17 protein-coding genes are annotated in these 24517 nt (G+C 71.6%); 5 read left to right on the top strand and 12 right to left on the bottom strand.

Translation table 11 applies throughout. The annotated features are described in order from the left end of the window. Positions 1–20: 20 nt before the first annotated feature. Positions 21–1589, top strand: a complete 1569-nt coding sequence (locus N5I75_RS16450; RefSeq protein ID WP_476678237.1) for a sodium:solute symporter family protein — start codon at positions 21–23, stop codon at positions 1587–1589. A 540-nt stretch (positions 1590–2129) separates the two neighbouring features. On the opposite strand, the gene N5I75_RS16445 is transcribed toward N5I75_RS16450, so the two are convergent. The 5 genes from N5I75_RS16445 to N5I75_RS16425 form a co-directional block, all read right to left on the bottom strand. After that, on the bottom strand, positions 2130–3251 hold the full coding sequence (locus tag N5I75_RS16445) for an ADP-ribosylglycohydrolase family protein (RefSeq protein WP_476678236.1): 1122 nt from the start codon (positions 3249–3251) through the stop codon (positions 2130–2132). Between the two features lie 162 nt (positions 3252–3413). Continuing rightward, entirely contained in the window at positions 3414–4286 is an 873-nt protein-coding gene (locus N5I75_RS16440; protein WP_476678234.1) for an RNA polymerase sigma factor, read from the bottom strand. Then, entirely contained in the window at positions 4283–5227 is a 945-nt protein-coding gene (locus N5I75_RS16435) for a haloalkane dehalogenase (protein WP_476678232.1), read from the bottom strand. The genes N5I75_RS16440 and N5I75_RS16435 overlap by 4 nt, the downstream gene beginning before the upstream one ends. 119 nt (positions 5228–5346) lie before the next feature. Then, on the bottom strand, positions 5347–6921 hold the full coding sequence (locus N5I75_RS16430; RefSeq protein ID WP_476678231.1) for a LamG-like jellyroll fold domain-containing protein: 1575 nt from the start codon (positions 6919–6921) through the stop codon (positions 5347–5349). Between the two features lie 132 nt (positions 6922–7053). Beyond that, entirely contained in the window at positions 7054–7398 is a 345-nt protein-coding gene (locus N5I75_RS16425; RefSeq protein ID WP_476678229.1) for a hypothetical protein, read from the bottom strand. 334 nt (positions 7399–7732) lie between these two features. On the opposite strand from N5I75_RS16425, the gene N5I75_RS16420 reads away from it, so the two are divergent. Next, complete coding sequence (locus tag N5I75_RS16420; RefSeq protein WP_476678227.1) at positions 7733–9169, top strand: FG-GAP-like repeat-containing protein; 1437 nt, start codon at positions 7733–7735, stop codon at positions 9167–9169. 94 nt (positions 9170–9263) lie between these two features. Here the strand turns inward: N5I75_RS16420 and N5I75_RS16415 are convergent, their stop codons facing one another. After that, complete coding sequence (locus N5I75_RS16415; RefSeq protein WP_476678225.1) at positions 9264–10799, bottom strand: CehA/McbA family metallohydrolase; 1536 nt, start codon at positions 10797–10799, stop codon at positions 9264–9266. A 219-nt stretch (positions 10800–11018) separates the two neighbouring features. Here N5I75_RS16415 and N5I75_RS16410 point away from each other — a divergent pair, with 219 nt between their 5' ends. Next, positions 11019–11861 (top strand): TIGR03619 family F420-dependent LLM class oxidoreductase, encoded by an 843-nt coding sequence (locus tag N5I75_RS16410; RefSeq protein WP_476678223.1) that lies wholly within the window; start codon positions 11019–11021, stop codon positions 11859–11861. Positions 11862–11887: 26 nt separating this feature from the next. Then, positions 11888–14512, top strand: coding sequence for a bifunctional FO biosynthesis protein CofGH (locus N5I75_RS16405; protein ID WP_476678221.1), 2625 nt, complete (start codon positions 11888–11890; stop codon positions 14510–14512). Between the two features lie 63 nt (positions 14513–14575). Here N5I75_RS16405 and N5I75_RS16400 read toward each other — a convergent pair whose 3' ends face one another. The 6 genes from N5I75_RS16400 to N5I75_RS16375 all read right to left on the bottom strand — a co-directional run bounded on the left by N5I75_RS16400 (position 14576) and on the right by N5I75_RS16375 (position 22136). Then, positions 14576–16027, bottom strand: a complete 1452-nt coding sequence (locus N5I75_RS16400) for an aldehyde dehydrogenase family protein (protein WP_476678219.1) — start codon at positions 16025–16027, stop codon at positions 14576–14578. Then, positions 16024–17763, bottom strand: a complete 1740-nt coding sequence (locus N5I75_RS16395) for an N-acyl-D-amino-acid deacylase family protein (RefSeq protein WP_476678217.1) — start codon at positions 17761–17763, stop codon at positions 16024–16026. Before N5I75_RS16395 ends, N5I75_RS16400 begins: the two co-directional genes overlap by 4 nt. Positions 17764–17885: 122 nt before the next feature. After that, complete coding sequence (locus N5I75_RS16390) at positions 17886–19007, bottom strand: LLM class flavin-dependent oxidoreductase (protein WP_476678215.1); 1122 nt, start codon at positions 19005–19007, stop codon at positions 17886–17888. A gap of 126 nt (positions 19008–19133) precedes the next feature. Continuing rightward, complete coding sequence (locus tag N5I75_RS16385) at positions 19134–19928, bottom strand: SDR family NAD(P)-dependent oxidoreductase (protein ID WP_476678213.1); 795 nt, start codon at positions 19926–19928, stop codon at positions 19134–19136. Positions 19929–19941: 13 nt separating this feature from the next. After that, complete coding sequence (locus tag N5I75_RS16380) at positions 19942–20847, bottom strand: LLM class F420-dependent oxidoreductase (protein WP_476679516.1); 906 nt, start codon at positions 20845–20847, stop codon at positions 19942–19944. Positions 20848–20876: 29 nt separating this feature from the next. Beyond that, a complete protein-coding gene (locus N5I75_RS16375) occupies positions 20877–22136 on the bottom strand; it encodes an amidohydrolase family protein (RefSeq protein ID WP_476678211.1) in 1260 nt (419 codons plus the stop codon). A gap of 230 nt (positions 22137–22366) precedes the next feature. Here N5I75_RS16375 and N5I75_RS16370 point away from each other — a divergent pair. Further along, positions 22367–24517 (top strand): AfsR/SARP family transcriptional regulator (locus tag N5I75_RS16370; protein ID WP_476678210.1); only part of this gene is annotated, 2151 nt, incomplete at its 3' end.

Raw genomic sequence — 24517 nt, 5'->3', positions numbered from 1 at the left:
CGGACCCCTGGAGGGGGCACATGAACAGTCTCGACTGGGCCGTGCTCATCGGCTACTTCGGCATCATGGTCGCGATCGGCATCTGGTCGCACAAACGCGTGGACAACGTCTCCGACTTCTTCACCGCCGGCGGCAAGATGCCCTGGTGGCTCTCCGGCATCTCGCACCACATGTCGGGCTACAGCGCGGTGATGTTCACCGGTTACGCCGGCATCGCGTACACGTACGGCGTCACGTCCTTCATCACCTGGTCCTTCCCCATCGCGCTCGGCATCGCCATCGGCGCCAACCTGTTCGCGCCACGCATCAACCGGCTGCGCTCACGGCTCCACGTGGCCTCGCCGCTCGAATACCTGAAGAACCGCTACAACCTGGGGACCCAGCAGGCGCTCGCCTGGTCCGGCATGCTGCTGAAGATCGTGGACGTGGCCGCCAAGTGGGCCGCCATCGCGACGCTGCTGGCCGTCTTCACGGGCATCTCGATCAACCAGGGCATCCTGATCACAGGCGCCATCACGGCCGTCTACTGCACGATCGGCGGCCTGTGGGCGGACGCACTCACGGAACTGGGCCAGTTCATCATCCAGCTCATCGCGGGCATCGCGATGTTCGTGGCCGTGGTCTCGAAGCTCGGCCCGTTCGGCGGCATCTTCGGCGTCTGGGACGAGCCGGAGCTGGCGGGCCACGGCAAGCCGCTCGTCGGCCCGTACGGAACGGTCTTCCTCCTGGCCTTCCTCTTCATCAAGCTGTTCGAGTACAACGGCGGCATGCTCAACCAGTCCCAGCGCTACATGGCCACCAACAGCCCGCGCGAAGCCACCCGTTCGGCCCGTCTCTCCGCCGTCCTCTGGCTGGTGTGGCCGGTCGTCCTCTTCTTCCCGATGTGGGTCTCACCGCTCCTGGTGAAGGCGCAGAAGCCGGACGGCTCGGACTCGTACGGCCTGATGACCGAACAACTCCTCCCCCACGGTCTGCTCGGCCTGGTCATCGTCGGCTTCTTCTCCCACACGATGGCCATGTGCTCCTCCGACGCGAACGCGATCGCGGCCGTGTTCACGCGGGACCTGGCGCCGGCGCTGTCGCGCAAGGCGAAGGAGCAGTGGGTCGGCAACAAGGGCCTGCTGGCCGCGCGCCTGACGACGGTGATTTTCCTGGGCCTGTCCATGGCGGTAGCGACACAGGTCAACTCCCCGACCTTCAAGGACATCATCACGGTCGTCATCAAGTGGGTCGCGGGTCTCATGGGCCCGATCGCGATCCCGATGATGCTCGGCCTGCTCCGCCCGTTCCGAAAGTCCGGTCCCACCGCCGCGCTCACCAGCTGGGCCATGGGCCTCTTCGCCTTCTGGCTGGTCAACTACCCCATCAACTGGAACGTCGACGGCGGCGTCCCCCTCCAGTACCAGGTCTCCATCCCGCTCGCCGTCTCGCTCATCCTCTACATCGTCATCGGCTTCATCAAGCCGGAGGACACGCCTGAGCGGGATGCGCTGATCGAGCGCCTCAACACGGACGACGACGGTCCGTCGCCGGCGGGGGCGGCGATTCCGGCGCCGACGGCAGCGGGGGACGAGGTGCGACGCCTCTAGGTGACCGGGCCTTCCGTACGGGCCTGCTGGCGGGGCGCCCCGGCGCTTGGGGGAAGCGCCGGGGCGCTCGCGCGCCCTTCCCTTCGAACTGCCCCGGCGCCACGGACGAGCGAGGAAGCCCCTGCGAGGGCCAGCTTGTACGGTCCCCCGGCGCTGGGCTGCCGCCTTGCCCACCCTGCCGCCCCAGGCGGCAGATTGCCCAAGGCGGGGCGGGGCGGGGTGGGGAGGTGCGGGGAGCGGAGGTTGCCGGGGCGGGGTGCATGGCACTCGGGGTGGCAGGTTGCCTGAGGCGGGGTGCATGGCACTCGGCGGCGCATGTTCCAGGGAGGGGAGGCGTCCGGGGTGGGCGGTGTTTGGGGAGGGGGCACCGGTCCGCACTCGCGATTCGGCCGGAGGGGACGCGTCGGGGTGCCCGCGCAGGACTCCGCCCGAACGCAGTCCAGGACGACTCGCCTATGGCGGACCGCGGGGGATGAGGCCTATCCGGCCGAGGAGGCGCCCCGGCGCGGCCCCGCCCCACCCACCCATCGAGGCGCCCACTCAACCCCGCGGATACCGCGCAAGCCACCCCGGCGACGAAACCCCCGGCCCATGCAGCGCAGCGCCCTGCGTCATCTCCATCGCGAAATCATCCGCCAGCAACAGAATCGTCGCCCGCCCCTCCAACTCCGCCACCCACGCCGGAGGCAACGCCGTCTCCCCGTGCATCGCCCCCAGCAACCCCCCGCACAACGCCCCCACCTCAGCCGAAGGCCCATCGTGGTGCACGGCGAGCCCCAGCCCGTGCCGAATGTCCTCCCCCACCAACGCGCAGTACACCGCAGCGGCAAGCGCCCCCACAGCCCCACCGTCCCCGACCAGCTCCCCGACCCGCCCCGCACTCGGCATCCCCTGCCGCACCGCCCCCACCGCATGCTTGAGCGCCTCGACAACAGGCGGATGCCCCGGCCGAGCGGCAAGCAGCACCAGCGCCCGCTGCACAGCGCCGTCCAGCGACTCCCCGCGCGCCAGCGCATGCACGATCACGGCATACGCCCCGGCCGCGAGATACGCCTCGGCGGCACCATGCGTATGGACGGCACACTCGACCGCCAGCTGAAGCACAAGCTGCGGCTCCCACCCGACAAGCAGCCCGAACGGCGCGGACCGCGTCACCGCCTCGGCCCCGACCGCCTCCGGATTCTTCGGCTTGTCCAGGGTCCCCATGACGTCGTTGCCGAGCCCGAGCAGACAGACCTGAGAGGCACCGCGCCGCGAGTACAACCACTCCTCCCGCGCGAGCCACCCGTCTTCCTTCCGGCGCTCGTCGGGCCCCCAGTCCCGCTGGGTGGCGGCCCACCGCAGATAGGCCCGGTGCACATCGGTGGGCGGATGCCAGGCCCCGGTGTCGCGCCGCACCTGCGCCCGGATCAGCCCGTCGACGCTGAACAGCGCGAGCTGAGTCGCCGCGGTGACGGCGCCCGTACGACCGTGAGCGGGCACGAGCTGAGTGAGACCGGCGGCGCCGTACGCCTCCCGGATCGCGTCGAGGGTGAGCCCGCTGAGCGGAGCACCGAAGGCGTCCCCGAGCGCGGCACCGAGCAGCGTGCCCCGTACCCGGCTGCGGAAGTCCTGCTGCTCGACGCGGCCCCAGACGGCCGCGGCGGCGACCGGTGCGCCCATGGGATCCCCCCTTCCGGGCAGCACTGTAATCGACCGAGCGCGACCGGATACGTTCGCTGGCGCAACAAATGCGACCTCACCTCATATGCGAAGAGACGCCCCTGACATCACCTGCGACAGACTTCGCCCGATTAACAAAGGCGCACACACAAAACACACACCTCATTCCTCCGACAACAAGGGAAACCGCCCCGACCCCAACAACCCGGAAATGACCTCGGCCCGATCCCCAGGAGCCGCGTAATCCGGATGTGACCGCAACACGACGGCCGCGTCGTGCAACCGCCCCATCTGTGCGGACGCCCGAGCGACGCCCCGCCCACCAGGACTGACGGGATGACGGGCGAGGACAGGCCGCCCGGGAACGACCCGCCCGGAGGCGACAGCGGGAGCGACCCGCCGCGCGCACCGGCACGGCGCGTCGGGATTGACCAGCCCGCAGGTGGCGTCCATGAAGGCCCGCAACCGCGCACGAGCCCGCTCAAGCCGTTTGCGATAAGCACTGGCGGACACATCGAGCACCCAGGCGGCCTCCCGCGAGGGCAGCTCGAAGACCTCCCCCAGCACGAAGGCGACCCGCTCCTCCCGCCCGAGGCACTGCAACATGGCCTGCGTACAGGTCAGCCGCACCTCACGGGCGAGCAACTCGGCGTCGGGCCCGCCGTAGTCCTCGGGTGCGAGCCCGGCGACCAGCCCTTCCCCGAACGCGTCGAAACCCAACCCGACGACTTCTTGGGGCGAACGCCGCTTGAGGTTCAGCAGATGGTTGACGCCGATCCGGTAGGCCCAGGTGAGCAGCCGCGCCTCGGCCCGCCAGGTGGCGAGCCCGGTGACGACGCGGATGAGGATCTCCTGCAGGGCGTCCTCGGCATCGGCGGGCCGCGAGGTCATACGCAGGGCGAGCCGATACAGAGGATCCCGCACAAGCAGCACGACATCCTCAAGGGCCTGCTTGTCCCCGGCCACCGCGGAACGCACCAAGTCGCGCTCGCCATCCAACAGTTCGCGGTCCACAACGTCGCGATCACGGCTCATACGGTCAGTGTGAACACTCCGGCATGCTGCCGCAGCCAGTCGGACAGCACCGCCCCGACGGCATCCGGCTGATCCTCGGGCGCGTGATGCCCGGCGTCACCGATGTCCGCGGTCTCGACGTTGCTGAACGTCTCCCGCGCCCACGCCACGGCGTCCGGGCCCCCCATCCCGACCCCGTCCGACACATGCATGACGAGCTTCGGCACGGAGGCGGACCCGGCGGACGCCATCCACTCCCCGTACGCGACCATGCGCGCGTGCACATCCGCCGGCTCACCGTCGAACGGAATCTCGCGAGGCCACACGAGCAGCGGCATGCGCGAGGCCTCGGTCGGATAGGGCGCGCGGTACACGTCGTGATCCTCGTCGGACAACTGCCGTGTCCCATGGGGAAGGTTGAACTCGATGAAGACGTTGTCCCGCAGGATCATCTCCTCCCCCTTCCCGGGTGTACGGAAGGCCTGGAACAGCTCCCGCCCCAGCTCGGGCAGCTCGCTCCAGGCCAACGGCCGCAGGAAGGTCTCGACGACGGCGAGCCCCCGCACCCGCCCCGGATGCCGGGCCGCGTAATCCATGGCGAGGGCGCCGCCCCAGTCGTGCCCGACGAAGACGACGTCGTCACCGGGCAGGACAGCGTCGACCCAAGCCTCGAGATACCGGGCGTGATCACTGAACCGGTACCCGATATCAGGCTTCCCGGACGCCCCCATCCCCACGAGATCAGGCAGAAGAACCCGCCGCGTGAGCCCCGCAACGTACGGAACGACACCACGCCACAGATGGGACGACGTGGGATTCCCATGCAGAAACACCACAACGGGCCCGCCACCCCGTTCGCCCTCGTCCCCGTTCTCGGCTCCCACCTCCTGGTACGCCATGAAGGAGCCGAGAACGGGGACGGTGTTCATACGGATGCCCGTACTGCTCGACGCGCTCGTCATTTGCGTGCCTCCGACAGCTACGGCCCCGGACCTCTTCCGGGACCTTCACTGGGGTTGGACACAGGCAGCCACCCGCCTGTGACACCACACGCACGGTTTTCCGGCCGCGCCGGTCGGGCTCAGGGCTCGTAGCCCTGCCCGAGCTCGGCGATCTGCTGTGCGCTCAGCACTCCGGAGAAGGCGTGCACCTCGTCGACGTCACCGCGCAGGTACTCGCCCCATGCGCCGTCCACGTGTCCGCGCCCCACTTGCAGACCACCGTCGCTGTGCCAGGCACTGTGGAAGGAGGCGGTCGCCCCGGCGTTGGTGTAGCCGTCGATGTACAGCCGCACCTGGTCGGCCGCGGCATCGTGCACCACGGTCAGCCGGTGCCCCTGGCCTTCGCCGCCGTCCGGAGCTTCGATGTGCCCGACGACGGTCTCGCGTGCCCCCGCGTCGTCCGCACCGGCCATCACCAGCTGCCAGCTGCTGTCGGCGGGCGAGTAGCGCACCTTGAAGGCGTCCCCGTGCGCACCGCCCTGGGACAGCACGGTCATGGGGCGGTCCGGCTCGCTGTCGCGCAGGCGTACGACGACGCCGATGGAGTAGCTGTCGCTCGTGTCGAGGACCGGCTGCCCGGTCGCGGCGTGGCCCTTGGCACCGTCCAGCGTGAGGTGCCCGTCGCCGACAAGGGCGTACCCACCCGGCGTGCAGTCGGGGTCGCCCGCGCAGTCGTCACCCGTACGGAAGACGGACGCACCGTCCGAGAGGTGCAGCGGCGCGCCGCCGTACAGTTCGGAGCTGGTGCCCGACTCGGCGCTCTCGAGCGACCAGTGTCCCCGCAACTCCGCCTTCCGGGCGGCGAGCTGCGCGATCTCGTCCTGCACCACGACGCGGTCATGCACCCGTACGTCGCCGATCTGCCCCCGCCAGGTGCCGCTGTCCCCGGAGGTGGCCGTCGAGCGCCCGATGTGGAAGACACCGGTGCGGTCGGAGGGGCCGGAGTCCGGACCTGTCCGCTGTGCCGTTCCCACTTCGCGGCCGTTGACGTACAGCCGGGCCAGTCCTGTCTCGGCGTCGCGGACCCCCAGTACGTAGGCCCACTCCCCGGCGTCCGGGAGGCCGCCCGACAGCTGTGCGGAACCGGTCGTGAAGGACCACTGCGGTCCGGATTCCGAGGCGCGCAGCCCGAGGGTGAAGGCGGCGGGCCCGTCCGCGTCGCCCTGGCTCGCGATGGTCATGTCCTCATCCGTTGCGGCCGGGCGCACCCAGCCACCCACGGCGAACGTCTCACCGGGGTCCAGCACACCGGTGTCCGCGGCGAGGAAGGCGCCCGGCGATCCGTCCAGTGTGGCGGTCGACGTCAAGGCGGTGCCGGACGGTGCCGGCCCGCCGAAGGCCACGCCCGCGCCGGCCTCGGCGGTGGGGCCGTGCACCGCGGCGGCTGCGGTCGAGCCCGCGGCGTCGGCGAGCTCCCACTGCGCGACGGGGGCGCGCCCCGAACGGACCCGGAACTGGTACGTGGTCTCGCCACTGCGGTTGCCCGCGCGGTCTTGCGCCTGGACCGACATGAACCCGGTACCCGGCTTCGTCGGCATGTACCTGACGGTGACCGGGTCATCCGCGTGCTCGGGGCGGAGGACGGTCTGCTGCGCCCCTCCGCCGAAGCTGTAGACGTACTGGACGACATCGTCCGAGTCCGGGCCGGGGTTCACGGTGAAGCTGCCGTAGACACCGACACCGTCACGCAGGTCGGTGCCGTTGTAGTCGGGGGACGAGACGGTCGGCTGCCCCGGGGCCTTGTTATCGTAGCTGAACTCGCAGGCGTGACCGCCGTCTTCGTCACCTCACGCGGACGAGGCTCCGGCCCCGTCGGTGGCCCGGACGCGCCAGGCGACCACGGTGTCCGGTGGCACGTCCCGCAGCGGCAGCGAGAACGCCGAGCCGGAGGACTGGGGAGTAGTCGTGAAGGAGCGGCGCTGGACGTCACCGCCGCTCTCCGTCCACCACACCTCGTATTCGGCGTGGACGGGCTGAGCCTGCCCGCTGTCCTCCCCGCCGTCGTGCAGCACGGCGTTCAAGGTCGGCCGCGTCCGCACGTACGGCCTGTCCGCCCCCGCGACGCATTCCTTGCCGTCCGTGTGCAGGTCCTGCACAAGCGGCCGCAGCGGCGGCAGTTCGTCAGCCGCCACGGCCGCCGTCGGTGCTGCGACGATGGCCAAAGCCGCCGAGCACACCAGGGACGCCCGTCTGAGCTTCCCCGCATACACCTCGCTGGCAATCAAGTCGTACCCCTCCCCAGTCGTCCCGCTGCGCACGCTCTGCACGCTCCGCACACGGACCGCAGGAGGCTAACAACCACCACTGACAAGGGGCGCGGCAATTACGGCCGCCGAAATCCTCGCGGCGATCACGGCCGCCGAAATTCGCCCCGAGAAGCCGTACAACGCTTCCCGCCCCCCACACGTCTCCCCTACGGATGCCGACGTTTCCCGCGTATCCACCTCGACGTAACCGGGAGCCCACGTGCGCCGCACACTGCTGACCGCGCTGACCCTCACCACCGCCCTCACGGCGACGACCGCGCTGGCGGTCGCCACGGCCGTGGCCGCGCCGAAGGCCGCCGCACCGATACCACCCCGCACCCCCGTCACGGACTTCAACCACGACGGCTACGCGGACCTCGCCCTGGGCGCGCCCGGGGCCGCCGTGGGCGGGAAGCAGGAGGCCGGGACCGTGGCCGTGGTCTACGGAACGGCGGACGGCGCGGATGTCGCCCACGCGCGCGTGCTGAGCCGGGACTCCGCCGGGGTGCCGGGGGCGTCGACCGGCGGGGAGTACTTCGGGGAGCGGACCGCCACCGGTGACCTGGACGGGGACGGGTTCACGGACCTCGTCGTCGGGTCGGTGAACGGGTCGCACCCCGTCGTGCTGTGGGGCTCCGCGACGGGCCTGGGCGGCGCCGGGGCGGTCAGCCTGCCGGGCGGCTCCGGGCTGTTCTCCGTCGGGGACTTCGACGGGGACGGCCACCGCGACCTGGTCACCGACGACTACCCGCGCAGCGACGACCCGGACGACGACGACGCCGGCATGACCCTCTCGTACGGCCCCTTCGACCGGGCGACCGGCGCCGCCGCCCGCACCGACACCATCGTGACCAGCCAGACCTTCGGCCCGCACGACTTCGTCGTCGGCGACGTCACGGGCGACGGCGCGGACGACATCGTCACGAGCCACGGGTTCGAGGAGGCGGCGTACGCGAGCAAGTTCTGGAAGGGCGGGGCTAACGGCGTCGCCCACACCTCCACCTCCCTCACCTCCAGCCTCGCGGGAGCGGTCGCCGACGTCGACGGGGACGGCTACGGCGACCTCGTCGTCCACGACATCGGCGGCAACTACGAGGACATCGCCTACGAGAAGGGCACGGTCCGGGTCCTGTACGGCAGCGCCGCCGGGCCCTCCACCACCCGTACGACGGCGATCACCCAGGAGACGAGCGGCGTCCCGGGCAGCGGCGAGAGCGGCGACCAGTTCGGGACGGACATCGCCGCCGGTGACGTCAACGGCGACGGGTTCGCCGACATCGCCGTCGGCGTCCCCGGCGAAGCGATCGGCGACGTGGCCGACGCGGGCGCCGTCGTCCTCCTGAAGGGCGGCAGGGGAGGCCTGACCGGCGCGGGCGCCCAGGCCTTCCACCAGTCCACCCCCGGCGTCCCCGGCGCCAGCGAGAAGGGCGACCAGTTCGGCCTCCAGGTCCTGCTGTCCGACCTCGACGGCGACCAGCACGCGGACCTCACCGCCGCCGCCCCCCTGGAGGACGGCACCTACCGCGACTCAGGCGCGGCCTGGCTCCTCCACGGCACGACAACGGGCCTCACGACCACCGCCATCACCTCCTTCGGCCCCGCCACCCTCCACGCCCCGGAACCCAACGCCCAACTGGGCCGCGACCTGGGCCGCTGACCGGACACCGCCTCCGGGGGCGCGCCACACAACCGCGCCCCACACAACCGCGCCCCACGCAGCCGCGACCCCCGCGTACGGGACTCACCCGGCGTCACGCCCCCAAGAACACCGGATTCGTGAACGCCGCCAGCGCGCCGGGGAGGCCCGGGGTCGTCGAAGGGTGGCGGATCTCCGCTCGGACGTAGGCCGCGTAGGACGGGGTCGTGTGCCAAGTCACCGTCGACTCGCCGGAGGCGGGGAGTGCGGGGGAGGTGAAGAGGGTGCCCTGGTCCGTGACCAGGTGGAGGGTGCAGCCCGGTGCGCCCTTCACCTCCAGACGGACCGTCACCGGGGTGTCCAGAGGCACCGACAGCCGTTCGCCGATGCCCGCGTGGGCGCCCTTGCCGCCCGTCGCCGTGAAGCGCACCTCCACGTCCTTGGACTCGGCGACGTACGAACGCCCCGCCTTGATGCCCGCCTGGATCGCGTCGCGGGACAGGTCGTCGGCCAGGACCACCGTCTGCGGGCCGCCGATGCGGTCCGGGTCGCGGTGGGAGTCGCTGTTGCCCATCGCGGGGATCCAGCCCGACCGGCGTCCCGATCGGGCGTAGGAGACCAGCGTGTTGTCCCAGTCGCCGAGGGAGATCTCGTCGTCGGGGGTGTAGGGGCCGTTCCAGACCTCCACGGCGTCCGCCTCGCCGAAGCCGAACTTCCAGCCGCAGCCGATGCACGTCGCGTGCGGATGCGCGGGCACGACCAGGCCGCCCGCGCGCCGGATCTCCTGCGCGTACTTCGCCCAGCGGTTGTCCCGCGCCCGGTACCGCCAGTCGATGAACGTCTCCGGTTCGACGCCGAGCGCGAGGACGTGGCCGTTGCGCGTCGTGACCTCCTCGCCGATCAGTACGAGGAGGTCGTCGCCGGCCACGTCCGCCCAGTGGGCATGGGACGAGTGCGTGTTGTGGTCGGACGTGTTGATGAAGTCGAGGCCCGCCTCGCGCGCGAGCGCGCCGATCTCGGCCGGGGTGCGGCGCCCGTCCGAGTACCAGGTGTGCAGGTGGCAGTCGCCGCGGTACCAGGCGCGGCCCCGCCCCCGCGCACGCGCGGGCGGATACGTACGGGCGGGCGCCTTCCCCGGCGCCCCGTGCGTCAGCGTCACCGTCACCTCGTACGGCAGCCCCTCCGGCGCGACCGTGTACGGCCCGAGCACGATGTGCCAGAGCCCTGCCCGTACCGGCCCGGGGATGTAGCCCGGCGTCGCGTCGTCCACGCGGAGGAAGAACTCCGTGCGGGCCCCGCCCGACCAGCCGCGGAACCCCTTGCCGCCGAGCGCCGTGCCGCGCTCGTCGAAGATGCCGATGTCGAGCGCGTTGTTCTGGGTGCCGGGCGGAACCGTCGCCTTCGTGTACGTGTAGGCGACCTTGATCTCCCGTACCCCGCGCGGCACCTCCACCGGCAGGTACACGTAGTCGGGCGCGCCGGGCGGCAACGTCCCCTTGAGCGTCTTCGTGGACTGCGAGCCCTCGGGCGAGCCCTCGGCGGCGCTGGCGAAGCTCATGGTGGTGAGCGTAAGGGCGCCGGCGGCTCCGGTCACGAGCAACGACCGTCTGCCGATACCTGGCGCGTGCTGGTTCGTGTCATCGGTGCACATATCGCGGCTCCCCTGAAGGTCAGGTGTGACGGGTGTCTGGCGTGACGGGTGTCGCGCGTGACGGGTGTCGCGCGTGACGTGTGCCGCGCGTGACGGGTGCGACCCTGGCATTGAGCCGTGAACTCCCGTGCAAGGGAAGGGGGCCTGCGTCTTGCGCGTTCGCTGTCGGCCACGGGCGCGGCCATGGACTCCTCGACCCCCCACCGCTACGAATGCCGCATGCGGATCTCGACCACGATCTTCCTGACCGACGAGACCATCACCCCCGTCCGCCTCGCCCGCGAACTCGAACAGCGCGGCTTCGCCGGCCTCTACCTCCCCGAGCACACCCACATCCCCGCCGAGCGCACCACCCCGTACCCCAATGGCGGCGACCTGCCCCGCGAGTACGGCCGCCTCCTCGACCCGCTCGTGGCGCTGGCCCAGGCCGCCGCGGTCACCGAACGGCTGGCGCTGGGCACGGGCGTCACCCTCGTCACCGAGCACGACCCGATCGTCCTCGCCAAGCAGGTCGCCACGCTCGACCACCTCTCCGGCGGCCGCCTCACGCTCGGCGTCGGCTTCGGCTGGAACAAGGAGGAGGCCGCCGACCACGGTGTCGAGTGGCGTACGAGAAGGGACCTCACCCGGGACCGGATCGGCCTGATGCGTGCGCTGTGGGCCCCGGACCCGACCCCGTACACGGGTGAGCACGGACCCGGGCAGCGGTCCGTGCGCGCGAGCCACGCCCACCCCAAGCCGGTCCGCGGCGGCGCGCCCCGCATCCTCGTCGGCGGCGGCGCGGGCCCCGTCCTCTTCGAGCACATCTGCGCGTACGCGGACGGCTGGATGCCGATCGGGGGCGGCGGCCTGAGCCGGACGCTGCCCGGGCTGCGTGCCCGGTGGGAGGCGGCGGGCCGGGACCCGTCGGCGCTGGAGGTCGTCCCGTACGCGGTCGTGCCGACGCCCGGCAAGCTCGCGCACTACGCCGGCCTGGGCGTGAGGGAGGTGGTGCTGCAACTGCCGCCGGGCGACGAGCGGACCGTGCTGACGGCACTGGACGACCTGGACCAGTACGTATGAGACACATGCACTCGTATGCTCGCTACATGAGTGATCCGGACGACGCCGTACGCAGCGAGGACCGACCCCAGACACCGCCACAGGCGGACCGCCCCACCGCCAACGCGATGCGCCGCGCGCTCAAACGGGCCCGGGACGGCGTCGCGCTCGACGTCACCGAGGCCGCCGTCCTGCTCCAGGCGCGCGGCGAGGACCTGACGGACCTGACGGCGTCCGCCGCGCGGGTGCGCGACGCGGGCCTGGAGGCGGCGGGCCGCCAGGGCGTGATCACGTACTCGAAGAGCGTCTTCATCCCGCTCACCCGGCTGTGCCGGGACAAGTGCCACTACTGCACGTTCGTGACGGTGCCGGGCAAGCTGCGCCGCGCCGGGCACGGCATGTTCATGTCGCCGGACGAGGTCCTGGACATCGCGCGCAAGGGCGCCGAACTCGGCTGCAAGGAAGCGCTGATCACGCTCGGCGACAAGCCGGAGGACCGCTGGCCCGAGGCGCGCGAATGGCTGGACGCGCACGGCTACGACGACACGATCGCCTACGTCCGCGCCATATCGATCCGCATCCTGGAGGAGACGGGCCTGCTGCCGCACCTCAACCCGGGGGTGCTGTCCTGGACGGACTTCCAGCGGCTCAAGCCGGTGGCGCCGTCGATGGGCATGATGCTGGAGACGACGGCGGAGCGGCTCTGGTCCGAGCCCGGGATGCCGCACTACGGCTCCCCGGACAAGGAGCCGGCGGTACGGCTCCGGGTCCTGGAGGACGCGGGCCGCTCCTCCGTCCCCTTCACCAGCGGCCTGCTCATCGGGATCGGCGAGACGTACGAGGAGCGCGCGGACTCCCTGTTCGCGCTGCGTCGCGTGGCCCGCTCGTACCACTCCGTCCAGGAGCTGATCATCCAGAACTTCCGCGCCAAGCCGGACACGGCGATGCGCGGTATGCCGGACGCGGACCTCGACGACCTGGTCGCCACGGTGGCCGTCGCCCGCCACATCATGGGCCCGTCGGGCAACCTCCAGGCCCCGCCGAACCTCGTCGACGGCGAGTACGCGCGGCTCATCGGCGCGGGGATCGACGACTGGGGCGGGGTGTCCCCCGTGACGATCGACCACGTGAACCCGGAGAAGCCGTGGCCCCGCCTCGATGAACTGTCCCGGCAGTCGGCGGAGGCGGGGTTCACGCTCCGCGAGCGGCTCTGCGTCTACCCGGAGTTCGTCACGCGCGGCGAACCGTGGCTCGACCCGCGCCTCCAGCCCCACGTACGCGCCCTGGCCGACCCGGAGACGGGCCTGGCGATCGCGGACGCGCCCGTGGTCGGCCGCCCCTGGCAGGAGCCGGACGAGCAGTTCACCGCCACCGGCCGCACGGACCTGCACCGCACGATCGACACCGAGGGCCGCACGTCGGACCGGCGCGACGACTTCGACGAGGTCTACGGCGACTGGGAGGCCCTGCGCGAACAGGCGGCCCCCGGCATGGTCCCGTCCCGCATCGACGGCGACGTACGCGAGGCCCTGTCCGTGGCGGCGGCCGACCCGACCCGCCTCACCGACGACCAGGCCCTCACCCTCCTCCACGCGGACGGACCGGCGCTGGACGCGCTCTGCGGGGTGGCGGACGACATCCGCAAGTCGGTGGTGGGCGACGACGTCACCTACATCGTCACGCGGAACATCAACTTCACGAACGTCTGCTACACGGGCTGCCGCTTCTGCGCCTTCGCGCAACGCCGCACGGACGCGGACGCGTACACGCTCTCGCTGGACCAAGTGGCGGACCGGGCGGCACAAGCGTGGGACGTCGGCGCGGTCGAGGTCTGCATGCAGGGCGGCATCCACCCGGACCTGCCCGGAACGGCGTACTTCGACATCGCGAAGGCCGTGAAGGACCGCGTCCCGGGCATGCACGTCCACGCGTTCTCCCCGATGGAGGTGGTCAACGGGGCGTCGCGCACCAACATGTCCATTCGCGAATGGCTGACGGCGGCGAAGGAGGCCGGCCTCGACTCGATCCCCGGCACGGCGGCGGAGATCCTCGACGACGAGGTCCGCTGGATCCTGACGAAGGGCAAGTTGCCGACGGCGACGTGGATCGAGGTGGTGAAGACAGCCCATGAGCTGGGCATCCGCTCGTCCTCCACCATGATGTACGGGCATGTGGACCAGCCCCGCCACTGGCTCGGCCACTTCCGCACCCTGGCCGCGATCCAGCAGGAGACGGGCGGCTTCACGGAGTTCGTGACGCTCCCCTTCATCCACACCAACGCCCCGGTGTACTTGGCGGGCATCGCGCGCCCCGGCCCGACGATGCGCGACAACAGGGCGGTCACAGCGATGGCCCGCATCCTTCTCCACCCCCACATCCCCAACATCCAGACGAGCTGGGTGAAGCTCGGCACGGAGGGCGCGGCGGAAATGCTCCGCTCCGGTGCGAACGACCTGGGCGGCACCCTGATGGAGGAGACGATCTCCCGCATGGCGGGCTCCTCCTACGGCTCCTACAAGTCGGTCAAGGACTTGATCGCGGTAGCGGACGCGGCAGGCCGCCCTGCTAAGCCCCGGACGACGCTGTACGGCCCCGTCCCGGAGGAGCGGGTCCAGGCCGCGGCGGCATCGGACGGACACCTGCCGGAGCTGCTGCCGGTGCTGGGGGACTGAGCACAGAACGACCCGGGCCGGGGCCCAGCGCCCCGGCCTGCACGACACCGGCTCCGGCGGCTCTCACCCCGGCCAGACGATCGACTGCACCTCGCTGTAGGCGTGCAGCGCGTACGAGCCGACGTCCCGGCCCACGCCGCTCCTCTTGAACCCCCCGAACGGCGCCTCCATGTTCCGGCCGATCGTGTTCACGCCGACCCCGCCCGACCGCAGGCGCCGGGCGACACGGAACCCACGCGCCACATCCCCCGTCCAGACGTAGTCGATCAACCCGTACTCGGAGTCGTTCGCGAGAGCCACCGCCTCGTCCTCGTCGCCGTCGAACGGGACGACCGCCACGACCGGGCCGAAGATCTCCTCCCGGACCACGCGCATGTCGGGCGTGCAGTCAGCGAGGAGGGTGGGGGCTACGTAGAACCCGCGTTCCAGGGCCGGGCGCTCGCCCCCGGTGACGACCCGGGCCCCCTCCTTCCGCCCCAGCTCCACATACGCCTCCACCCGCTCCCGGTGCGCCGCCGAGATGACCGGGCCGATCACCGTCCCCTCGGCCCGTGGATCACCGACCCGCAACCGACCCGCGTACGCCGCCAGCCGCGCCACGAACTCCTCGTACACCGACCGAGCCACGATCGCCCGCGTCGGCGCCGTGCAGATCTGCCCGCTGTAGAAGGAGAATGTCGTTCCGATCCCGGCGACGGCCGCGTCGAGGTCCGCGTCACCGAAGACGATCGCCGCACCCTTCCCGCCCAACTCCATCAACTGCCGTTTCATCGACCGGCCGCAAACCTCGCCGATGCGCTGCCCGACCGCCGTCGAGCCCGTGAAGCTGACCATGTCGACGTCCGGGGAGTCGACGGCGGCCTCGCCCACCCCCACATCCACCCCGCTGACGACGTTGACCACACCACGCGGCGCACCCGCCTCCTCCAACGCCGCCGCCATCCGGAACACCGACAACGGGTCCTGCGGCGCCGGTTTCACGACGACCGTGTTGCCCATCGCCAGCGCGGGCGCGACCTTGCCGGCCGGATTCGCCCACGGGTTGTTGTACGAGGTGATGCAGGTGACGACCCCCACCGGTTGGCGGACCGCCAGTGCGCCGATCACCGCCGCCCTGCCCATCGGGCCCGCCTCGTTGATCTGCGGCGGCAACCCCTCCTCCACCGGTTCGAGCGCCCCCCGCGCATACCGCCGGAACCGCGCCACCCCCACCCCCACCTGCATCGCCCGCGCAGTCGGCGTCGTCGCCCCGCTCTCGGCCTGCGCCACGCGCGCGTGCTCCGCGAAGTCCCGCTGCATGAGGTCGGCGGCCCGGTCCAGGATCGCCGCGCGCTCCCCCGGCGACGTACGGGACCACGCCCCGAATGCGTCCCGCGCGGCCCGCGCCGCCTCGTACACCTGCCGCCGGGACGCCTCGGGCGCCTGCCCGACGACCTCCTCGCTCGCCGGGTCGACGACGTCGTAGTACCCGCCGCCGGGCTCGACCCACTCACCCCCCACGAACAGCCGGCTCACCTCGTGCTCACCGTCCGCGTGTCCCGCCCCGACCTGAGCACCTTGCCGGGCACGGCCCCGCTGACCACGTCGTCACGGATCGCCTCGACGCCGTTCACCCACACGGCGCGGACACCGACCGCCTTCGAGTCCAGGCGCGGGCTGTCGCCGGGCAGGTCGTGGACGAGGGTGGCCTTGCCCGCGTCGATCGTCTCGGGATCGAACAACACCAGGTCAGCGTGGAAGCCCTCCCGCACTCTCCCCCGCTCCCGCAGCCCGAACAACTGAGCCGGGTCGTCCGTCAGCATCTTCACCGCTGCTTCCAACCCCATCAGCTTCCGGCCCCGCAGACAGTCCCCGAGGAACCGCGTCGTGTACGGCGCCCCGCACATCCGGTCCAGGTGCGCGCCCGCGTCGGAGCCGCCGAGCAGGACGTCCTCGTGGAGCCAGGTCTCGGCGCGCAGGGCCCAGGAGCCGGGGTCGTTGTCGGTCGGCATCGGCCAGAGGACCGTCCGCAGCCGGTCGGCGGCGCAGATCTCGACCAGGCACTCGAAGGGCTCCTGGCCCCGCTCGGCCGCGATGTCCCGTACAACTCGCCCCGTCAGACCGGCGTTCGCCGATGCGTACGTGTCCCCGATGACGTACCGCCCGAAGTCGACGAGCCGCCGGAAGACCCCCGCCTCCTTGCTGTCGGCCCGCCGCAGCATCTCCGCCCGCACCTCCGGGTCCCGGAGCCGGGCGATCCGCTCGTCGACCGGCAGGCCCAGCACCTCCCCCCACCCCGGAATCAGGTTCAGCGCGCAGAACGTACCGAGCGACATGTTCATCGGCGTCAGGATCGGCATCGTCAGCGCGACGATCCGCCCGCCCGCCTTCCGCGCCCGCTCGCTCGCCGTGAGCTGGCGGGGCACGCGCTCGGGCACGGCGGCGTCGACGGTCAGGACGTTCCAGTTCAGCGGGCGGCCCGCGACCGCGCTCATCTCCACCAGCAGATCGATCTCGGCGTCGCTGAACTGGTCGAGGCACCCGGCGACGATCGCCTCGATCTGCGTCCCCTCGTGCTCCCCGACCGCCTGGCTCAGCGCGATCAGCTCGGCGGGCAGCGCGTGCCGCGAGGCGACCGGCTTTCCGTCACCGTCCGAGTGCGTCGAGGACTGGGTGGTGGAGAAGCCCCAAGCACCGGCCTCCATCGCCTCGTGGAAGAGATCGAGCATGGCCCGCAACTGCTCCGGCGTCGGCTGACCACCCACGGCCTCCGCCCCCATCACATACCGCCGCAGCGCGCAATGCCCCACCATGAACCCGGCGTTGACGGCGATCCGCCCCTCCAGCGCGTCCAGGTACTCCCCGAACGAACTCCACGTCCACGGCGCGCCCTGTTCGAGGGCGACCAGCGACATCCCTTCGACCTTCGACATCATCCGCCGCGTGTAGTCGGCGTCCTCGGGCCGGTCGGGGTTCAGCGGCGCGAGCGTGAAACCGCAGTTGCCGCCGGCGACGGTGGTCACCCCGTGGTTCAGCGACGGCGTCGCGTACGGGTCCCAGAACAGCTGGGCGTCGTAATGCGTGTGCGGATCGACGAACCCGGGCGCGAGCACGAGCCCCGTGGCGTCCTCGGTCCCGCGGGCCTCCTCGGTGACGGCCCCGGCCTCGGCGACGACGGCGATCCGCCCGTCCCGGATGCCGACATCGGCAAGAAACCCGGGCGCCCCGGTCCCATCGACGACAGTGGCCCCTTTGATGAGGTGATCAAGCACGACGATCCAGCCTCTCCGGCGTTTGAGGAGCGGGGTCCGGGGCGGAGCCCCCGTGACCTCAGCGACAAAGGGCCCCGACTCTCCTGTCCGGGAGGAGGAAAGCCGGGGCAGCTCAGCGACGATCAGACCCCGGCCGCCCTGAACCGGCTGGTCCGGTGGACCGGATCCGTATCGATCTTCGGGATGACGTGCTCCCCGATCAGCCGGATCGACTTCAGCGTCTCCTCGTGCCCCATCCCGATGGGCAGCCCGAACGACAGCTGATCGGCCCCGGCCTGCTCCCACCGCTTGCACTGCTGAAGCACCTCGTCCGGATCCCCGCAGATCATCAGCTCCTCGGCGATGAGCAGCTCGATGATCTCGGTGGTGTACTCGGGCAGGATCTCCGGCCACTCCGGAATCCCGTCCGGGCGCGGGAAGGTGTCGTGATACCGGAAGACCAACGACTGCAGGTAATTGAGACCACCGTTCACAGCGATCTCCACCGCCTCCTCATGCGTCTCCGCGCAAATGGCCGTCGACGTGACCATCACGTTGTCGTTGACGAAGTCCCCGACCGGCTCCGCGTCCCGGATCGCCGTCTTGTACTGCTCCAGGACCCACTCCATGTCGGAGACCTTCTGCACGGAGAACCCGAGCACCCCGAGCCCCTTGCGGGCGGCCATCGCGTACGAGGGCGGGGACCCGGCCGCGTACCACATGGCCGGGTGGGACTTCCCGTACGGCTTGGGGAAGATCTTGCGGGGCGGCAGCGACCAGTGCTTGCCCTGGAACCCGGGGTACTCCTCCTGGAGCCACATCTTCGGAAACTCGGCGATGGTCTCTTCCCAGATCTCCTTGGTGTAATTCATGTCGGTGACGCCCGGTATGAACCCGAGGATCTCGTGCGAACCGGCCCCGCGCCCGCTGCCGAACTCGAACCGGCCCTCGCTGAGGTGGTCGAGCATGGCGACCTTCTCGGCGACCTTCACGGGGTGGTTGACCTGGGCGAGCGGGTTGAAGATCCCCGAACCCAGATGGATCCGCTCGGTGGCGTGCGCCAGGTACCCGAGGAAGACGTCGTTCGCCGAGAGGTGCGAGTACTCCTCCAGGAAGTGGTGCTCGGACGCCCAGGCGTACTTGAAGCCGGACTTGTCCGCCTGGATGACGTACTCGGTCTCGTTCATGAGCGCGCGGTGCTCGGCGGCCGGGTCCGTCAGCGCCTGTTTGCCCACGTATCCCTGTACAAAGAGGCCGAATTCCAAGGAGGTTCACCGTCCTCGTCAGTTTCTGACGGTACGTCAGATCGGATGTCCCGACTGTTCCACCGACCCCGTGGAGCGTCAATACCTGACGCGTCGTCAGCTCAGCGGTCACAGCCACGGCAGCGGTCAGAGCAGCGACACCCCCGCCAGCCACCCCCCGTCGATCACGAACGGCTGCCCCGTGATGTACGCCGAGTCCTCCTCCGCCGTCAGGAACAGTGCGAGCCGCGCCACCTCCTCCGGCTTCCCGACCCGCCCGAGCGGTACGAGCTTGCGGTAGTACCGGTCGAGCGCCTCGCCGGACCGCGCGACATCGGCGTCCGGGTCGAGCTGGGCCGGGTTGCTCATGGCGGTGTCGACGGCGCCGGGGCAGACGGCGTTGACCCGTATCCCCTTGGCCGCCAGCTCAAGCGCCGCGACCCGCGTCAGGCCGACGATCGCGTGCTTGGTGGCGGCGTACGCGCCCACGTACGCCATCCCCGTCAGGCCCGTGTACGACGCCGTGTTGACGATCGAGCCGCCCCCGGCCGCCGCGATCTCCGGTGCCACGGCCTTGATCCCGAGGAACGCGCCGACCTGGTTCACCTGCACGATCCGCTGGAACTCGTCGAGGGGCGTCGAGACCAGCTCGTTGAAGCGGAGGATGCCCGCGTTGTTGACCAGGCCGTCGATCTTGCCGAAGGCGTCCTTGGCGGCGGTGACGGCGGCGGCCCAGTCGTCCTCCTCGCCGACGTCGAGATGGACGTAGAGGGCGCTGCCCCCACCCTCCGCGATCTCCTTGGCGACCGTCTCCCCCTGGTCGTCGAGCACGTCCGCGACGACGACCCGTGCCCCCTCCGCCGCGAACAGCCGCGCCTCCTGCTCCCCCTGCCCGCGCGCCCCACCGGTGACGATGACGACGCGCCCGTCGAGCTTGCCCATGGGTTCCTGCCCCTCAGTCGAGTTGCGGTACGACATCGGCCGCGAAGGCCGCCATCTGGTCGAGCAGTTCGGCGCACGCCCGGCTCCGGAACCGGACCTGGATCTGGTCGACGCCCATGGCCGCGTACGCGCGCAGCGACTCCGCGAGCACCTCCGGGGCGCCGGTGAGCGTGCGCCGCCCGACGTCCCAGCCGGGCACGCCCGCGTACAGCGGCTCGGTGATCGCGCCGACGGTGAGCGGCGCCTCCACGCCCGCCTCCGCGCGCAGCCGCCGCAGCGTCCGGATCTTCTCGGGGAGCCGGTCGCGCGGGTCGCCCTGCGGCAGCCAGCCGTCGCCCTTGAGCGCGGCGCGGCGGACGGCGGGCGCCGACGAGCCGCCGACCCAGACGGGGACGCGTGCCTGCGCGGGCCGGGGCCGCTGCCCGAGCCCCTCGAACGCGTACCGCTCGCCCTTGTGCACCGGGAACTCGTCCGGCCCGAGCGCCGCCCGGAGCGCGTCCACCGTCTCGTCGAGCACCGCGCCCCGGCGCGCGAAGTCGACGCCCAGCGCCTCGAACTCCTCCTGGACGTGGCCGGCCCCGACCCCGAGGATCAGCCGCCCGCCGCTGAGGTGGTCCAGGGTCGCGTAGCTCTTGGCGGAGGCGAGCGGGTGGCGCAGGCCGACGATCGCGACGTGGGTGAGCAGGCGGACCCGTTCGGTGACGCCGGCCAGGAAGGCGAGGGTGGCGACCGGGTCGTACCAGACCGTCGACATGGCGTCGGCGAGCCTGCGCGGGATGGCGACGTGTTCGCAGCAGGCGATGTAGTCGAAGCCGCCCCGGTCGGCGGCGCGGGCGACCTCCGCCAGCTCGGCGGCGCCCGCGTCCGCCTCCCACGGCTCGGCGTAGATCATGCTCTGCGACTGGATCGGCAGCTGCATCCCGTACGCCGTGCGGCCACCCCGGGAGGTCACCGCTGCCACAGCCCCTCCGGGGTGAGGCCGAGCAGGTCGATGGCGTTGCCCCGGACGATCCGTTCGACGGTCCTCGGGTCCAGGTGGCCCATCTGTGCCTCGCCGACCTGCCTGGACTTCGGCCAGGTGGAGTCGGAGTGCGGGTAGTCGGTCTCGTAGAGGACGTTGGACAGGCCGATGGCGTCGAGGTTCCGCAGCCCGAAGGCGTCGTCGAAGAAGCAGCCGAAGACGTGGTCCGCGAAGTACTCGCTCGGCGGTTTCCTGACCTTGTCGGCGACGCCGCCCCAGCCGCGGTTCTCCTCCCAGACCACGTCGGCGCGTTCCAGGATGTACGGGATCCAGCCGATCTGGCCCTCCGCGTACATGACCCGTAACTGCGGGAAGCGTTCGAACTTGCCGCTCATCAGCCAGTCGACCATGGAGAAGCAGCAGTTGGCGAAGGTGATGGTCGAGCCGACGGCGGGCGGCGCGTCCGCCGACGTCGACGGCATCCTGCTGCTGGACCCGATGTGCATGGCGATGACGGTGCCGGTCTCGGCGCAGGCGGCGAGGAACGGGTCCCAGTCGTCACCGTGGATGCTCGGCAGGCCGAGGTGCGGCGGGATCTCCGAGAACGCGACGGCCCGCACCCCGCGCGCGGCGTTGCGGCGGACCTCGGCGGCGGCGAGATCCGCGTCCCAGAGCGGGACGAGGGTGAGCGGGACGAGGCGGCCGTGCGCCTCGGGACCGCACCACTCCTCGACCATCCAGTCGTTGTACGCGCGGACGCACAGCAGCCCGAGTTCGCGGTCCGGGGCCTCGGTGAAGGTCTGGCCGCAGAAGCGCGGGAAGGTGGGGAAGCAGAGGGCGGACTGGACGTGGTTGACGTCCATGTCGGCGAGGCGCGACGGGACGTCGTAGGAGCCCTTGCGCATCTGCTCGTAGGTGATGACCTCCAGCTTGATCTCGTCCCGGTCGTAGCCGACGGCGGTGTCGAGGCGGGTGAGCGGGCGGTGCAGGTCCTCGTAGATCCACCAGTCGCCGATGGGTCCTTCGTCGCCCTTCTCACCCATGACGGGGGCGAACTTGCCGCCCAGGAAGGTCATTTCCTTCAGTGGCGCCCGCACGACGCGCGGGCCCGTGTCGAGGTACTTCTTCGGGAGGCGGTCGGACCAGACGGCCGGCGGTTCGACGGTGTGGTCGTCGACGGAAATGATCAGGGGGAACTCATCGGATATCAGGGCATTGCTCGTGTTTCCGGTCTCCGTGGTCTCCATGGGGTCACGGTAGCGCCGATCTGACGACCCGTCAGCTAGCGGGAACGGTCCGCAAGGAGCCCCGTACGCGTGAGGTGTCTGTGATGGCTGTCTCCCACGGCTGACGTATCCGCCATGAACAAGGCAAACTGGCGGGGTCGTCCTCGCCGGTCCGTCTCTCCGACGGCGCGCCGCCTGGACGACGGCGGAACCACAGGTGAACCGGTGCGGTGCGGCGGCAGGGGGCAGTGATGGACGGTGGAGCGCGGGTACCGGAGCAGCGGCGTCCCGCCGCGTCCGGCGACGGCCCGGGCGCGGCGCCCTCCGCCGCGTCCGGCCTGCGCTTCAGCGTGCTCGGCCCGGTGCGGGCGTGGCGCGGCGGCGAACCGCTCGCGACGGGCTCGCCGCAGCAGCGGGCGCTCCTCGCGACGCTCCTCCTGCGCGAGGGCCGCACCGCGACGGCGGGCGAGCTGATCGACGCGGTGTGGGGCGAGGAGTCCCCGCAGCAGGCCCTCGCCGCGATCCGCACCTACGCCTCCCGGCTGCGCAAGGCACTCGGCGCGGACATCCTGGTCAGCGAGTCGGGCGGCTACGCGATCCGCTCGCTCGGGCGGGGCGCCCTCGACGTGGCCGTCGCGGAGGAGCTGTGGGCCGACGCGGAGAAGGCCCGGCACAACGGTGACCTGCGCCAGGCCCGCTCCCTCGTCAACAAGGCGCTCGGGCTCTGGGACGGCGAACCGCTCGCCGGTGTCCCCGGACCGCACGCCGAGACCCAGCGCGCCCGCCTCGACGAACGGCACCTCCAGCTCATCGAGTCCCGCCTCGACATGGACCTGGAGCAGGGCCGCCACGCGGACGCCGTCTCCGAACTCACCGCGCTCACCGCGGCCCACCCCCTGCGCGAGCGCCTGCGCGAACTTTTGATGCTCGCCCTGTACCGCTCGGGGCGCCAGGCCGAGGCCCTCGCCGTCTACGCGGACACGCGCCGCCTCCTCGCCGACGAGCTCGGCGTCGACCCGCGCCCCGGCCTCTCCGAACTCCAGCAGCGCATCCTGCGCGCGGACCCGGCGCTCGCGGAGACCTCGGCACCGGTCCCGGAGCCCGCCTCGACACCGCTGCGCCCCGCACAACTCCCGGCCCGCGTGCCGGACTTCACGGGCCGCGCCTCCTTCGTCAAGGAGCTGAGCGAGGTCCTCGCGGCGGCCTCCTCCGACGACGGCACCGGCTCGGTCATGGCGGTCTCGGCGGTCGCGGGCATCGGCGGCGTCGGCAAGACGACCCTCGCCGTCCACGTCGCCCACGCCTCCCGCTCCGCCTTCCCCGACGGCCAGTTGTACGTGGACCTGCAGGGCGCGGGCGCCCGCGCCACCGAGCCGGAGACGGTCCTCGGCTCGTTCCTGCGCGCCCTCGGCACGGCGGACGCGGCGATCCCGGACACCCTGGAGGAGCGCGCGGCCCTGTACCGCTCGACGCTCGACGGCCGCCGCGTGCTCGTGCTGCTCGACAACGCGCGTGACGCCGCCCAGGTCAGACCCCTGCTCCCTGGTACCGAAGGGTGCGCGGCGCTCATCACGGGCCGGGTCCGCATGGTCGACCTCGTCGGCGCGCACCTCGTCGACCTGGACGTCATGTCGCCCGAGGAGGCGCTGCTCCTCTTCACCCGGATCGTCGGCGAGGAGCGGGTCGCCGCGGAGCGCGAGGCCGCGCTCGACGTGGTGGCGGCGTGCGGCTTCCTGCCCCTCGCCATCCGCATCGCCGCCTCGCGCCTGGCGGCCCGCCGCACCTGGACGGTCTCGGTCCTCGCCGCGAAGCTCGGGGACGAACGCCGCCGCCTCGACGAACTCCAGGCCGGCGACCTCGCGGTCAAGGCCACCTTCGAACTCGGCTACGGCCACCTGGAGCCCGGCCAGGCCCGCGCCTTCTGCCTCCTCGGCCTCGCCGACGGGCCCGACATCTCGCTCGCCGCGGCGGCCGCCGTCCTCGACCTCGGCGTCGAGGAGACCGAGGACCTCCTGGAGACCCTCGTCGACACCTCCCTCCTCGAATCGGCGGCCCCCGGCCGCTACCGCTTCCACGATCTGGTCCGGCTCTACGCGCGTGCGTGCGCCCAGCGGGACGAGCTGCCGGCGGCGGAGCGGGAGGCGGCGCTGTCGCGGTTGCTGGACTTCTACCTGGCGACGGCGACCCACTCCTACGCGGCCGAGCGGCCCGGCGACCGTACGGTCACCCACCTCGAGGCCACCGCCTACCCGGGGCGGGCCTTCGCCGACGCCGCCGAGGCGCTCGACTGGCTGCACACCGAGGCCGAGTGCCTGCTCGCCTGCGTCATGCAGTGCCTGCGGCCCGGAACCCTGCGCCGCGCCGTCGACCTGCTCCTGACCACGATCGACCTGGCCGAGTCC

The organism is Streptomyces sp. R818 (assembly GCF_056172735.1).
This window is presented reverse-complemented; position numbering and strand designations above follow the sequence as displayed.

Excerpts from the sequence above, each read along its gene's own strand:
- N5I75_RS16450 (WP_476678237.1), top strand. The coding sequence starts at position 21 with ATGAACAGTCTCGACTGGGCCGTGCTCATCGGCTACTTCGGCATCATG.
- N5I75_RS16445 (WP_476678236.1), bottom strand. The coding sequence starts at position 3,251 with ATGGGCGCACCGGTCGCCGCCGCGGCCGTCTGGGGCCGCGTCGAGCAG.
- N5I75_RS16440 (WP_476678234.1), bottom strand. The coding sequence starts at position 4,286 with ATGAGCCGTGATCGCGACGTTGTGGACCGCGAACTGTTGGATGGCGAG.
- N5I75_RS16435 (WP_476678232.1), bottom strand. The coding sequence starts at position 5,227 with ATGACGAGCGCGTCGAGCAGTACGGGCATCCGTATGAACACCGTCCCC.
- N5I75_RS16415 (WP_476678225.1), bottom strand. The coding sequence starts at position 10,799 with ATGTGCACCGATGACACGAACCAGCACGCGCCAGGTATCGGCAGACGG.
- N5I75_RS16410 (WP_476678223.1), top strand. The coding sequence starts at position 11,019 with ATGCGGATCTCGACCACGATCTTCCTGACCGACGAGACCATCACCCCC.
- N5I75_RS16405 (WP_476678221.1), top strand. The coding sequence starts at position 11,888 with ATGAGTGATCCGGACGACGCCGTACGCAGCGAGGACCGACCCCAGACA.
- N5I75_RS16385 (WP_476678213.1), bottom strand. The coding sequence starts at position 19,928 with ATGGGCAAGCTCGACGGGCGCGTCGTCATCGTCACCGGTGGGGCGCGC.
- N5I75_RS16380 (WP_476679516.1), bottom strand. The coding sequence starts at position 20,847 with ATGCAGCTGCCGATCCAGTCGCAGAGCATGATCTACGCCGAGCCGTGG.
- N5I75_RS16375 (WP_476678211.1), bottom strand. The coding sequence starts at position 22,136 with ATGGAGACCACGGAGACCGGAAACACGAGCAATGCCCTGATATCCGAT.